The organism is Anabaena sp. CCY 0017 (assembly GCF_963920885.1).
Classification (GTDB): domain Bacteria; phylum Cyanobacteriota; class Cyanobacteriia; order Cyanobacteriales; family Nostocaceae; genus Nodularia.
The window spans coordinates 1-12,893 of the sequence record NZ_CAWUDG010000021.1 but is presented as its reverse complement, the minus strand read 5'-3'; the positions used below and the strand labels follow the sequence as shown (position 1 = coordinate 12,893).

Here is a 12,893-nt window from a genome sequence, read left to right as displayed (position 1 = left end):
TTAAAGTCACGCCTCAGTTTTTCTCCCATTATCAGGGTCAGTTCTGTTGTATCAGGAATCAATAGGGAAACCACCAGCGCCTTAGCTTTTGCTAGTGCCAGTATCAACAGTTCAGTCGTTTTGCTCTGCCTCTATGTCGTCAGTAATTTAAACCTATAACATCATAGGTTTAATACCTGTAACTAAAGGCCTTTATTTGAGGTTGTCACCTATTCAGGGTAGTGTCAACAGCATATTTGATGCAGTAACTTTTAGTTAATCTGCACAATTTTTGTTCGCCAATTTTTCAGCCATGAGGTTTGAAACATGAGACTAAAGTTTTGTAAAAATCTGCAAACTTTGAAGAAATTATTGAGTTTTACTGGCTAAAACTAGAAGTTTGTTGTTATACCTGTAATTATCGCCTGCTTCCTTACTGCTTAGGCATTGCTCTTCACACAGCACCCGCCCTCCCTAGAGAGTCTACTTATGCTCAAACTCTTCTTGCTGTCAGGTTGGTTCCGCCTTCAACCATCTCTCAATTATGTTGCCCTTGTGATGCTGATTGCACCCTTAGTCGCAATCTCAGGTCACTCTAGTTCAGCCAAACAATCAAAAGTAGTCACGAAAATTACTGGCGCAACGGCAGCATTTAATTCTGTACCGTCAGCAGTGGCTACCATGAATGAACCTTATTTAGTTGAATTATTAACAACATCTCCCATACCCGCCGTAATTAAAAAATCTGATTCTCTGCCATTGTTAATGGCTTCTATTAGGGAACCGTCAATCTTACAAACGAGCAAAACTGAGTCTTTAGTAGCAGATGATTTTTTCTCTAGCAGTGATGTAGATGCAGATTTTCCATTCGCAGCAGTGGAATTAGCACCAGTTCCAGAAACGTCTGTTAGTAAATTGAACTTAGAAAAATCATTCAATCTGGGTAATAGCTTATTGACCGCTAAATCATTGAGAACAAGACCGGGAAATTTTGAACCTATTTTAACCCCGGAAACACCTGTTCTCGAAGAAATGGATGAGGCGCAAATGGCACAGAATGATCCCATCGGTAGCCCCCATCCCATTCCTTGGAAATGGATTTTGGCGACTCAGGAGGCGATTGCGGCCAATGGAGGTTCGGGAGTTCGTCACTATCGTAGTGTCCCTGTGACTTCTCCTGATGGTAGATATGTGGTTTACAGTCGGGTGGAACTAGAGGTAAGACCAGAAATGTATAACAGCAAAGTTAGCAGTGTGATGTTTGTAGAGGACACGCAAACTAATTTGTTGCGGGTGATGGCTTCAACTGCGCCTGTGAGTGATCCTTTATTAAAGCAAAAGCTTTCATCCTTAGAAGCACTCGATACAGATAGGAGTGGCAAAATAGGGGTTTTAGTTCCTGTTAGCTGGTCAGAAAAAAGCGATCGCTTCTTAGCCCGTAAATTTGAGGGTAAGTTTAACACAGGCGATTCTACCGATCAAGCAGTCATTTGGGATCGGCAAAAAAATAATATTAATACAGTGGCTCCGGCGCGTGAGGAACATGAACATGAGAAAATTGCGATTTTATTAGGTTGGAGTAAAAACAAACCAGATAATGCGCTTTTCCGTGCGGGAGAAATGGGGGAAGAAGACTGGCCTTTGGTGCAAGTTACCACTGATGGTCAAACTGTAAATCCCACAGATGCAGATCAGCCGATTACTTTTGGTAAAAAGATTACCGAAGTTTGGGCTGGCCCACAATTTGCTTCTCGATAAATTCCCAAAAAATTGATTAATTCCCGTTGTGAGATCCAAAAACATCGGGAATTTTTTTCGTCTCAGTATTCCTTCGGTCAAGGCGGTTGAGCGTCAATACGGTGCGTTGCGCTATGCGACAACACACCCTACTTAGAATAGTGATTAATCTAAACTACTCTGATTTTTCGCTGTTTTCTAATTCATCTGTGGCTTCTTTGACTCGACGGATGGGTAAATTAGCAATTAACGCTGTGGTGCGTTGGTTGCTTTCTAGAGAAAACTCTAGTCCTTCTGTCTCGATTTCTACATAGCGACAAACTATTTCTAGGATTTCTTGTCGCATTTTTTCTAACTTTTGAGGGTCTAAATCAGCGCGGTCGTGGGCAATCACCAGTTGCAAGCGACGTTTCACTTGAGTGCGACTGGTGTCAGGAGTACGTACAAATAATCGTTCTATAAGTTCAAGAATCATTGCCAATGGGTGTGCGGAGATTGGAACATGAGTGAGTTAACCAATTTTTGTCCATAACAACTTTCGCAGACGGGCGAAGATGTTGTCGCTGGGTGCGTCGAGATCAAGAAAATCGACTTTTTCTCCTTCCAATCTACGGGCAATATTATCAAAGGCTAAGGCAGCTAATGAGGGGGTATCCCCTAATACCAAAGGTTCGCCGCGATTGGTAGAAACAATAACACGCTCATCATCAGGGATTACCCCGATTAGGGGTATTGCCAGAAGTTCCTGAACATCTTGCACAGACATCATATCATTTGCCCGTACCATTGCGGGTCGGATGCGGTTAATGATTAGATGGGCGCGTTTAATGCCTTGTGCTTCTAGTAAACCCACTACTCTGTCAGCATCACGAACTGCGGAGATTTCCGGCGTGGTGACAATCAGGGCTTCTTTGGCTGGGGCGATCGCATTTTTAAATCCGTTTTCAATCCCAGCCGGACTATCGATAATTACGTACTGAAATTTTTGCGCTAGTGCATTCACTAACAATTTCATTTGTTCAGGAGTAACTGAATCTTTAGAACGATTTTGGGCGGCTGGTAGTAATACGAGATTGGGTTGTCGTTTATCTTTCACCAATGCCTGTTCTAATCGGCACTCCCTAGCCAGAACTTCCACCGCAGTATAGACAATGCGGTTTTCTAATCCTAATAACAAATCCAAATTTCTCAGACCAAAATCGGCATCAACTAAAGCAACTTGACGACCAATTTTGGCTAAAGTCATGCCTAAATTTGCGGAAACGGTGGTTTTACCCACTCCTCCTTTACCGGAGGTAATCACAATAATGCGAGTCATGTTAGAGTTGCGCTCGATGAGGGTTCAGGAAATATAGTAAATACTTATGGAACCTGATTTATCCTATTTAATTGGTTTCGGGAAAAATCATTAGCCCTGGCGATGCGTATTCCTTCGGGCGTAATGTGCGCCACTTCTGGAAAAACCTGCATCGGTGATTTTTCTGGTGATCTAGCTACAGTATCTGCGATCCGCAACTGGGTTGGTTCCATTTGCAAGGCCATAATCAGACACTCACGATTGCCTCCAGCACCCGCATGAGCAATTCCACGTAGTCGTCCCCATATTACAATATCTCCCTCTGCAATTACGATACCACCTGGATTTATATCTCCTAAAAGAATTACTGTTCCAGGATGACGAATTTCTGTCCCCGAACGGACAGTCATTTCCAGATATAGGGCATCGGCGGAGGTTTTAGTTGCAACTTTCAACTCCGAATTGAGTGAAGTTTCGGGTTGGAGTTGTTCGACTGAGTAGCCAGATGTCACAGCCGCGATCGCTGTTTGGCGACGACTGGTAGCTACAGATTTTAACTCTAATTGGGCTTCGCTGAAGGCTTCGGCGAATTCTTGCAGTTGTCTGCCATCTAACAAGCGGTCTTTGGCGATCAAATGTACTGGTGTGCTGGATGTTCGTAAGCGATCGCCTGCATTTAAGCGCAACTTCAATTGTTGCCAAATATCAGACCAAGCGAGTTCTGAGGCTGGTATTTGAGATTCTGTTGGCAAAATTACTAACAGTCTTTCCCCCTCTGTTTTTAACTGCACTTGAATATGGTTTCTTAACCTATTCTCTGCTGTTATGGAGTCAGGAGAGTCAATATCCAAATCTACCAAATCAGTCCCGCTAGAATTTGACTCTAGATCATCAGAATCAGAATTTGATTGTAAATAAAGGATAACAGAATTTAGCTCTGCATCCGGGATAATATCATGAGAATCGCCATCAGAAATATCCAAATTCGACTCCCTATCGTCAGCAAAGGTAGGATTTACTTCTAAATCCGAAAGTTGAGAGTTAGACCCAGCATCAGAGTGTGCAGAATTTGGCTCTAAATTGGGGATGTGAGAATCAGAAGTCATGCAGCACCAGCCAAGAGATACACCAATTAATTACTAATATTAAGTGATTTGCAAAATACAAAAATATCTTTACTTATGTATTTTTAGTTAGTCTTTTGTAAATAGTCCCCAAGGCATCAGCATCGCCAACATTACCAGGAAACAGCACTACGGGCAAATTGGGAAACAGAGGATGTTCTGAAGTGGTGATTACCATTGAACAACCAGCTAGAATTTGTCCCAGTAACCGGGCTGAATTTAAAGACAGACCCGTACTCAACACATCGTTGGAGGTAATTCCACCCTTGCTGATTAAGAAACCAATATCAGCTGGTAAACTCCGCACAATATCCATCAATAAACTAGAAACTTTCACGCCAAACTCTAATCTGGTAGTGACATCTTTAAAAGTGAGTTCCTGACGACTAGTATAAACTACTGGGGTTTTACCAGCAGCATGGGCTAATTTTATACTTTCTGAAATCTCCGTTAGCAATTTAGCCGATTCCTTAACTCCATAATCAAGTAACCGCGCCACATCAACTTCAATTCCCGCCGTCCCCTCAACTTGCAATAACGAATGCAACTGCTGAGTTGTTTTTTTGACGTGGGAACCCACAATTATCGCCCCTGGTTTACCTCCGCGCACATATTCCGCCATATTTTCTGCGGCAATGGGTTGAGGAGGTAAGGCAGCCAAAGCTGTTAAAATACTGGCAGCACTGCGAAACAAAAAGCGTTTTCCTTGACTTGCTGCTGTTAGCACATCCACAGCAAAAGAATTGAGGTCAGATTGAGTTTCACCATCTACCACAGCGCACTGATTATGACTGAGTTGTAATAAGCGTTCTAAACTACCCGCCCGGATATCATCAAGTAAAAATCTAGTTACAGATTCCGCCTGAATCCGCCCTTGGGTTTTTTCTTCTACGTACTTAGGTAAGTAACTATGATGGTAGCTGAACACCGAATCACGGGCAAATTCTGTTTCATGTACTGGGGTAGGTACATCATCAATTATCAGGTAATGTACGCTGTCACGGGTGATGCGTCCACCCTCGAAAAATGCAGGGACAAGAAAATGAGCATCAAAGGGGCCAAGTTCTTGAGCGATCGCATCAGTTTCGATGGGATAATGTCCCCTGAGTGTAGAATCAGAACGGCTAACAATTAAGAAATCAGTGATATTTTCTGCCGCTAAAGCCAGTTTTAAATTTTGACAAACTTCTCTAGTCACAGATGTTGCTGACTCTGGAGGTAAGGATCTCGTATTGGTCAAGACAAAGAAAATGGGTGAATTATCTTGCAAGCCAAGGCGTAAAGTGTCCACATCCCAGTGCATCAGCAGTAAGCAACTATGGACTGTTTGCGATCCTGTAGGGTCATCATCTAAGACAATAATTTTGGGTTTATTACTCATAAAAGCTGTGTGATTTGGAAGTAATTTTTTATTATCCCGCAAAATCTGTTCGGAATACTTTTTATATGGCAGTCAAGACGTTGATTTAGCAGGGAATGTTCGCAAAAACCCCAAGCTGTCTGGTGCAACTCATAATGTATTTGGTATTCAGGTGGGAGGAGTTTTAATATATTTGTTAAAAAAAGAGTCTAGAGATGATTTCATGCAAAGCTCAATACCCTCTCAGTTTACAATTGAAGTTGAACAAGAAGATGACGGTCGTTGGATTGCAGAAATTTTAGAAATACCTGGTGTTTTAGTGTATGCTTTTACTCAACAACAAGCTATATTGAATGTTCAGGCTTTAGCTCTGCGAGTGATTGCTGATAAATTAGAACATGAGTAAATTTGCTTAGGGTTGACCATAGACCAAGCAGTAGGGGCGCAAGGCCTTGCGCCCCTACTCCTGAAACTGAACAAGAAAATCAGGTTATTTGTCTTACCGTTGGAATTTTTATTTCAAAGTTTATTCTGGCTTTGAATTTTGCTTTTGAAAAAGCGCAATGTTTACCTTTTTATAACTACGACGAAGACGGAACAAACCGTAAAGAAGATATTACTGATTGGGCGTTAAAAGAATATCGCAACCATTACCAATACACCAGCATTACAAATGATTCCAATCGCCTAGATGATGAAGAGTATATTGTAAAAAGATGAAGTAATGCTTGAGGGTGAGTGCTACCCACCCCAAATCTGATTAAATCTATACAGCAGTCTGTGTATTATCTTTGATACTATTCAAACAGAAACTAATGTGGGAACGGATGGCTCGTTCGTAAACTCCAGTTTGCTGTGTGCGTACCCCTATTGGTTGATATATCAAGTTAATGTCTGGAAAATCGCACCAGGACATGAGAAAAATATCTTTGGCTGGAGTTATAATTTCATAATTATTCTCTTGCTTTTTCTTTTTCAGCTTACAGTTGTTTAATTTTAATTTTTGTCTAAATAATGTTTCAAATTCGGAAATTAAATTTGAAGTATCTGGCATTGTTTATACACGTTTAATCGTGCTGCTTGGTTAAACATTATATTGTGATATGATTAAGCGTGTGACTTAAACTTTGATCACAAGGTAGTCTATCAGTTAAAAAGGTATTGACAAATTCAAGTAGTTAATGTTACTATACTTGCCTTACGATTTTTTACCCTGAAAGTCTGCGGGAAACTACTTTAAATATAATTGTTACTACCTCTAAAGTATATCCTTTTTTAGGAAAGTATACATATTTTCTTATGGAAAAAAGTAGCTAAAAAAACTAACCAGGCTTATATAAGTGTAAATACTATGCCAAAGTTTAAGCGGGAAATCCGTACTCAAGATGAGAGGTTTTCTGTACAAATATCTGAGTTTGGCTAGATACAATAAAAATGCGACTTAATTAATGCTGTTGTCTCAAAAACCTAATGCAGCATTAGCGGGAGAGCAGAATTATGAACAATCAATTGAAAACGGTTGCTTTGCTGGCTGTTCTGAGTGGTCTTTTAATTGCTATTAGCTACTGGATAATTGGCGGTACTGGTGGCTTAATGATCGGCATCGGTTTAGCCGCAGCCACAAACCTATTTTCTTGGTATCAATCAGATCAGATTGCGTTGAGAGTCTACCGCGCCCGTCCTGTGACTGAAGCCCAAGCACCGGGACTTTATCGTATGGTACGGAAATTGAGCGATCGCGCCAATATTCCCATGCCAGGAGTTTACATTGTTCCTAGTCAAACTGCCAACGCTTTCGCTACGGGACGTGACCCCGAACACGCGGCTGTAGCCGTTACTGAAGGCATTTTGAATATATTACCAGATGATGAACTCGAAGGCGTAATTGCTCACGAACTGACTCATATTACTAATCGTGATACCCTTACCCAAGCTGTTGCGGCCACAATTGCCGGGGCGATATCGTTTTTGGCACAAATGGTGAGTTACAGTTTATGGTTTGGTGGTTCTGGTTCGCGAGATGGTAACAGAGGTGGAAATATTTTCGGTGTTTTGTTAACTGTAATACTTGCACCCATAGCTGCCACAATTATTCAACTAGCCATTTCCCGCACACGAGAGTTTTCCGCCGATGCTGGTGCTGCTAGATTGACGGGGAATCCTCGCGCTTTGGCTCAGGCGCTGCAAAGGTTAGAAGCTACAGCCAAGCAACTACCTTTAAATGCTAACCCCTCTTTTGAACCGTTATTGATTATTAATCCAATTTCGGGAGACTTTTTAGGTAGCTTATTCTCTAGTCACCCAGCTACGGAAGCACGAGTTGAAGAATTACTAAAATTAGAGCGAGAATTGCCAAGAACGGCTTATTAAGCTATTGCAGATTTCATTTGCATAATCAAGTTGGGGAAGAGACCTGACTAAGAAAAGATGCCGAAAATATCTAAGATTTGGCAAATAAACCGTGTTTGTAGTTCTAAACAGAAACAGAAGTTTTGCAATTAAGGATATTAGATTATGAATCCTCACAACAACGAACCCAGAGAATCTACAGCAATTGTGGAAATCAGTCCTCAAACTGACGAAATGGTAGAAACCGAAATGGCTGGTGAGACTGATGAAATTAAGCGTGAAACTAAAGCGTTGATTGAAGCGCTGAAAAGACGCGCTCAAAGTGAGGCTGATTCAGCCGGGACTCTCACGCGTGAAACTTATTTGAATGCTGTGCGCCAAGCCAGAGAAGCTATTGAACGGGAAAAACTGATTTCGCGCGATCGCCTGGAGAATTCTTGGGCTAATATGCAAGAAGAAACAGAGAGAAACTGGCACTTGCTAGTTAAAGAAGTAACAGATTTTGGCGATCGCTTGCAAGATGCAGCTCAAGCCGCCTGGGACGCATTCAACGCGCCTCGTCCTTAAAAAATGTAGGGGCGGGTTCGCCGAAGTTATTTGTAGGAAAATGCAAATCTCTGTACACCCGCCCTGATAACTAATTAAGAGAAATTAAATGTAATTTTGCCACCATTTCACTCCGAGCTGAAACACCAAGCTTCCGAAACATCCGTTTGAGGGCTTGCTTGACAGAATTTTGCGTTATCCACAATCTGCGACCAATTTCCGCATTCGTTAACCCCTGGGCTACCAACTCAGCAATTTCTAGCTCACGGGCGGTTAAAGGACTTACTAACAACGAATTGGATATTTTTGCTTCTTTGGCTCGCAGAGTGGCAAGTTTGGCTGATAAATGAATGCACAAAGCACTTAAATCCGCGATATCATCGGCATTAAAAGCTTCAGTTCCTTGATTGCGGGCTAAATTTAACGTACCCACAAGCTGACCATCGCAAACAATCGGCCCAGTCATCACGTGTTCATGGTCTTGACGCGAACAGAAATGTTTCCAATCTCCTGGTGATAATATTAATTGTTCATGGGCGGGAGCGTGCCGTTCCACCACATAGCGCCCGACTGGGTTATTCTCCATACAGACTGCGGGAATAGTCTGAACATTCATTTCTGAATTTGGCTGTTCATCAATCAGATAGATACCGCAATGTTGTACGCCAAAATACTCACCAATTTTATCCATGAGAGCCAGTCTTAGTTGCTCCTCGTTCTTGACATTTGCGATCGCTTGAAATACAACGTAAAGAGAATTAGGCATAAGTGTACCCACTTGGGGACTATGCGAAGCTTCATAATTACCTCTATGCTAATACTAGCCAAGATAAAACGCTAATATAGCTAGTCAAGCTAGGAGAGCTTATGACAATCACAAAACTTTCAGCGCGGGAACTTTTCCAAGCTGCTTATGAAAATCGCTACACTTGGGACAACACTTTTCCCGGTTATACCGCAGATATTACTTATAAATATGATGACAAAGTATTAACAGGTAAAGTAGTCATTGACGGTAATCTCAAAGCCGAAGTATTGGACGTAGAAGATGAGCAAGCCAAAAAAGCCATCCACGGACAAGCTTGGGAAATTGCGATTCACCGTGTCCGTCGTAGCTTTGAAGATACCCACAGCGCCAACCAATTCAGCTATGGTGACACAGACGAAACTGGTGCAACTGAAATTTTAGTTGGTGGTAAAGGTGAAGGCGATAAATATAAAGTTCGCAATAATGAAGTTTGCCACGTTCACCGTTTAATCCACGGTACTTATGTAACCATTGACACTTTCAGCAGTCATGACACTGGCGCAGGTTACTTGTCTCACACTTATGACTCTGTATACCATGACCCCAAAACAGGGGAACAAAAAGGTGGTAGAAGTGAGTTTACCGACGAATATGAAAAAGTTGGTGAATATTTCATTTTAAATCGTCGCGAGATTCGCACTGAAACAGCCGGAAAAACTTCAACTCAAGAGTTTATTTTCTCAAACTTAAAACTGTTGTAAGAGGATGTTTGAAAAATACTCTAGTTGGTAGCAAAACATTCTAAATTCCCCCAAATCCCCCTCAAAAAGGGGGATTTAAATTGTAAACGCTCTTCACTCAGCACTCTCCCCATTCCCTTGTACAGACGCGATAAATCGCGTCTCCCCACTCAGCACTCTCTTCATTTCCGAGGTAATCTTTCAAGCAACTTTCTCGACTCTGGAGATGGCACAATAACCACTTGCTTGAACCATTCATCATTCTTTTTTTCTAAATTTTCAATGACTGAATCGATATCGATGACTTGAATTTCAGCCTTGGAAAACTCAGGTTTAACTCGATTTAACAAACCTTGTGCATCTTGCTTACTTAAGAACATCGGGATTAGTTCTTGACTATCAGAATTTGATTTGATAGCTACATACCCTTCATCGGGAGCAAATCTAACCACAAATACAGGTACACCGGGAAACTGCTCAACTTTTTCACCACTTTGGCGCAGTAAGTCTTTTGCTGCTGTTACTTCTTGTTTTACTGGTTGCAGCGCAAATACGACGGAATCTGGCTTATTTTCAGACTGTTTTAATTTTTGATAAATAAATCCCAGTGGTACAACTTCTACTTGTAAATTTTTTACTAAATCCGTCAATCGTTGGTCTTTATTTTTGGCACTTTGTAATTCGGTAATTACAGCCTCAGCTTCTTGTTGACTCATATAAACACCAGCCACTGTCATAGCTTTTTGGCCGTTTTGCTCGGCTGGAACAGAACGAGTTAATGGTGAACCTTCCTCATTAGTGATTAAATATACTGGTACAGCATCAAGTTTTTGTTTAATTTGTTCTTGCGATAATGCCAAGACAGATGTGATGCTACCAAATAAACTCAATAATACAGCAGTAGTAACTATACCGAATGCTTTACCCCGACGAAGTAATGATTTCATAATTTCTCTCGTTACGGCTATTAAACCCACAAACTCACTAATTGTTGCAGTAATCGTTGTGTTTGAACAATATCAAGGCGATTTAATAAATCTTCGACTATTAGCCCTTAGACGATTTTCGTGCCGATTTGGGCGGTGTGCGGTGTTCGCCAAAGTATTTCTCACTACGATAGCGTAACCATACCCGCAATGCTTGCGGGATTTGCTGTTTTTGTTCTTTGGTTAATGTGTTGTAGAGGGCTAAAGCACGGTCTCTTTCACCCCGACAAGCAGCATTATTATGAGCATCCCAATAACTGCGGGCTACTCGAATCCGGCGACAGACTTCTTTGATTAATGAATCTCCAGTGAGTGGAGGGTCTGGCTTTGCCATAGTCAGCGCGATAAATTTATAATGCGATAGCGTTCGCGGAGCGTGTGCTTTGCACTCAGCGCTGCTGCAAAGCAGATCGTAGCGATTTAGACTCATTTGAGCAATCATAATTGAAGGTTTACGCGTATTGCAGGTTTATGAGGTAGAATCGCCGCTTACCTCCTCCTCCTCTGCGACCTCTGCGCCTCTGTGGTTCGATACTCTTCCCCATCACCCAAATACCCGCCTCAGAAATCAATTTACCAAACATAAAATATTGACATTTCATCCATCCTATGGGTGGCTTAAAACATTATATTTTGCAATAATTCTCTATCTTTCTATAGTGCCTGACATAGAACATAAATTTCTAACCTTAAAAAAGGCCAAAAATTAAATTTCCCACCTTTTTAGAGCAAAAATATCATCAAACTGGAGGCTTTTATGACATCTACCAACATTAACCCTGTTCAGCAAAGCGCATCCAAATTTAAACAGTTGGATATAGACGATAGATTAGCAGTAATAGGGCGACTTTATACCCAAATTGCTAATCAACTTCCTGCTGATATGATAGATGCCTTACCAACACAAAAACCAGCAGAGTTAGTAGCACAAATTCAGCAAGTTTCCCCAGAAGAACAACTTTATGCCTTGCGTGACTTGCTACCAGCTACAAAAAATGATCAAGATGAAATCATGCTTGATCCACATCCTACCAAAGCCACAGTAGAACTTGCACAAGGCGGAACCACAATTCCCACAGGTGAGTATGGCGCAATGAAACCTGAAGCTAAGGTGGCTTTTTGGTCTGTGTTAGCTGAAAGGTTGGGAACTACAATCATTGCTATTCCCCATGACTATAGCCTTTCTCAACCTGCAACAGAAGTATTTAACACCCTCAAATCCTTAGAACCTAACGATTTAGTATCCTTCTTAAAGCAGGTGCTATAAGTAGCAAATATAGATCCCCAATCTGACTTTTCACGGGATCTGGAAAACCCCACTTCCATTCCTCTCCCCTGCAAGGCTACCGTGTACACACAAGTCTTATCAAGTTGCCTAAGAGCGTTTCGATCCCCCCTAACCCCCCTTGATAAGGGGGGAACTAGAATCAAAGTCCCCCTTTTTCTACGCCGAAGGCGCATCCCCGAAGGGGTTTAGGGGGATTTAGGGGGATCAGATCACTTGTGTGTACACCGTAGCCCCTGCAAGGAGAGAGGCTTTAAATTTTCCCCCCTTCCCTAGTAGGGAAGGGGGTTAGGGGGTTAGGTTTCGCGTTATGTACAGTAATTTTATTTTTTACCTTTAATCTGGTTAATCAAATTGCCAATTAAAGGTAATTGTTCTAATACCATTTTTATCAAATCTACAGTATTTATCTCAGATAAGCGGTCATCTTGACGCAGTTGTAAAACCCCAATTAAGACAATAAATATAGCTGTGCCAATAATTGTTAAAGCTAGATAAGGCAATGGTAATTGCCAGAGTAGTTTTACCTGCACCACCTTCACCCACAATCAGCAATTTAGCCTCATACAGATAATCTGTGCCTTCCGCCTCTAATTGTCGGAAATAATCTCTAATTGCCTCTAGACCTTTTTGTACAACTTCCAGTGGTGGCTTTTCAATGGGGTTGCCGCGTAAATACAGTGTGGCGAGATTTTGCAGACGGGCGATCGCATCTGGTAATATACTGATTTGGTTGTCGCTT

At 41.7% G+C, this 12,893-nt stretch carries 15 protein-coding genes and 1 pseudogene; 7 read left to right on the top strand and 9 right to left on the bottom strand.

Translation table 11 applies throughout. The features are described from left to right. Positions 1-468 precede the first annotated feature (468 nt). A complete protein-coding gene (locus ACM0OW_RS20075; RefSeq protein WP_414551911.1) occupies positions 469-1,737 on the top strand; it encodes a hypothetical protein in 1,269 nt (422 codons plus the stop codon). A gap of 154 nt (positions 1,738-1,891) precedes the next feature. Here the strand turns inward: ACM0OW_RS20075 and minE are convergent, their stop codons facing one another. From minE to ACM0OW_RS20055, 4 genes are all read right to left on the bottom strand, one after another. Further along, complete coding sequence (gene minE, locus ACM0OW_RS20070; protein ID WP_414551910.1) at positions 1,892-2,191, bottom strand: cell division topological specificity factor MinE; 300 nt, start codon at positions 2,189-2,191, stop codon at positions 1,892-1,894. A gap of 36 nt (positions 2,192-2,227) precedes the next feature. After that, a complete protein-coding gene (minD, locus tag ACM0OW_RS20065; RefSeq protein WP_414551909.1) occupies positions 2,228-3,034 on the bottom strand; it encodes a septum site-determining protein MinD in 807 nt (268 codons plus the stop codon). Positions 3,035-3,078: 44 nt separating this feature from the next. Next, positions 3,079-4,119, bottom strand: a complete 1,041-nt coding sequence (gene minC, locus ACM0OW_RS20060; protein ID WP_414551908.1) for a septum site-determining protein MinC — start codon at positions 4,117-4,119, stop codon at positions 3,079-3,081. A 73-nt stretch (positions 4,120-4,192) separates the two neighbouring features. Then, positions 4,193-5,518 (bottom strand): four-carbon acid sugar kinase family protein, encoded by a 1,326-nt coding sequence (locus ACM0OW_RS20055; protein WP_414551907.1) that lies wholly within the window; start codon positions 5,516-5,518, stop codon positions 4,193-4,195. 202 nt (positions 5,519-5,720) lie between these two features. Here ACM0OW_RS20055 and ACM0OW_RS20050 point away from each other — a divergent pair, with 202 nt between their 5' ends. Both ACM0OW_RS20050 and ACM0OW_RS20045 read left to right on the top strand, forming a co-directional pair. Then, a complete protein-coding gene (locus ACM0OW_RS20050) occupies positions 5,721-5,903 on the top strand; it encodes a type II toxin-antitoxin system HicB family antitoxin (RefSeq protein ID WP_414551906.1) in 183 nt (60 codons plus the stop codon). Positions 5,904-5,905: 2 nt separating this feature from the next. Further along, on the top strand, positions 5,906-6,217 hold the full coding sequence (locus ACM0OW_RS20045) for a type ISP restriction/modification enzyme (RefSeq protein WP_414551905.1): 312 nt from the start codon (positions 5,906-5,908) through the stop codon (positions 6,215-6,217). Positions 6,218-6,263: 46 nt separating this feature from the next. Here the strand turns inward: ACM0OW_RS20045 and ACM0OW_RS20040 are convergent, their stop codons facing one another. Then, positions 6,264-6,551, bottom strand: coding sequence for a hypothetical protein (locus tag ACM0OW_RS20040; protein WP_414551904.1), 288 nt, complete (start codon positions 6,549-6,551; stop codon positions 6,264-6,266). 443 nt (positions 6,552-6,994) lie between these two features. Between ACM0OW_RS20040 and ACM0OW_RS20035 the strand changes: the two genes are divergently transcribed. After that, positions 6,995-7,867, top strand: a complete 873-nt coding sequence (locus ACM0OW_RS20035; RefSeq protein WP_414551903.1) for a zinc metalloprotease HtpX — start codon at positions 6,995-6,997, stop codon at positions 7,865-7,867. A 144-nt stretch (positions 7,868-8,011) separates the two neighbouring features. After that, on the top strand, positions 8,012-8,413 hold the full coding sequence (locus tag ACM0OW_RS20030) for a hypothetical protein (protein ID WP_414551902.1): 402 nt from the start codon (positions 8,012-8,014) through the stop codon (positions 8,411-8,413). A gap of 70 nt (positions 8,414-8,483) precedes the next feature. Here ACM0OW_RS20030 and ACM0OW_RS20025 read toward each other — a convergent pair whose 3' ends face one another. Beyond that, the gene (locus ACM0OW_RS20025) at positions 8,484-9,158 is read right to left on the bottom strand and encodes a LuxR C-terminal-related transcriptional regulator (protein WP_414551901.1); all 675 of its coding nucleotides are present in this window, start codon (positions 9,156-9,158) and stop codon (positions 8,484-8,486) included. A gap of 101 nt (positions 9,159-9,259) precedes the next feature. On the opposite strand from ACM0OW_RS20025, the gene ACM0OW_RS20020 reads away from it, so the two are divergent. After that, a complete protein-coding gene (locus ACM0OW_RS20020) occupies positions 9,260-9,901 on the top strand; it encodes a DUF3386 domain-containing protein (RefSeq protein ID WP_414551900.1) in 642 nt (213 codons plus the stop codon). A gap of 161 nt (positions 9,902-10,062) precedes the next feature. On the opposite strand, the gene ACM0OW_RS20015 is transcribed toward ACM0OW_RS20020, so the two are convergent. After that, positions 10,063-10,827 carry a Tic22 family protein gene (locus tag ACM0OW_RS20015; RefSeq protein ID WP_414551899.1) on the bottom strand — a complete coding sequence of 255 codons (765 nt, stop codon included), beginning with the start codon at positions 10,825-10,827 and terminating at the stop codon, positions 10,063-10,065. Positions 10,828-10,927: 100 nt separating this feature from the next. Next, positions 10,928-11,200 (bottom strand): Precorrin-3B methylase, encoded by a 273-nt coding sequence (locus ACM0OW_RS20010; protein ID WP_414551898.1) that lies wholly within the window; start codon positions 11,198-11,200, stop codon positions 10,928-10,930. Between the two features lie 423 nt (positions 11,201-11,623). Here ACM0OW_RS20010 and ACM0OW_RS20005 point away from each other — a divergent pair, with 423 nt between their 5' ends. After that, positions 11,624-12,133 (top strand): orange carotenoid protein N-terminal domain-containing protein, encoded by a 510-nt coding sequence (locus ACM0OW_RS20005; protein WP_414551897.1) that lies wholly within the window; start codon positions 11,624-11,626, stop codon positions 12,131-12,133. Between the two features lie 441 nt (positions 12,134-12,574). Here ACM0OW_RS20005 and ACM0OW_RS20000 read toward each other — a convergent pair. Further along, positions 12,575-12,893 (bottom strand): annotated as a pseudogene (locus tag ACM0OW_RS20000) (GTPase); the annotation flags it as partial.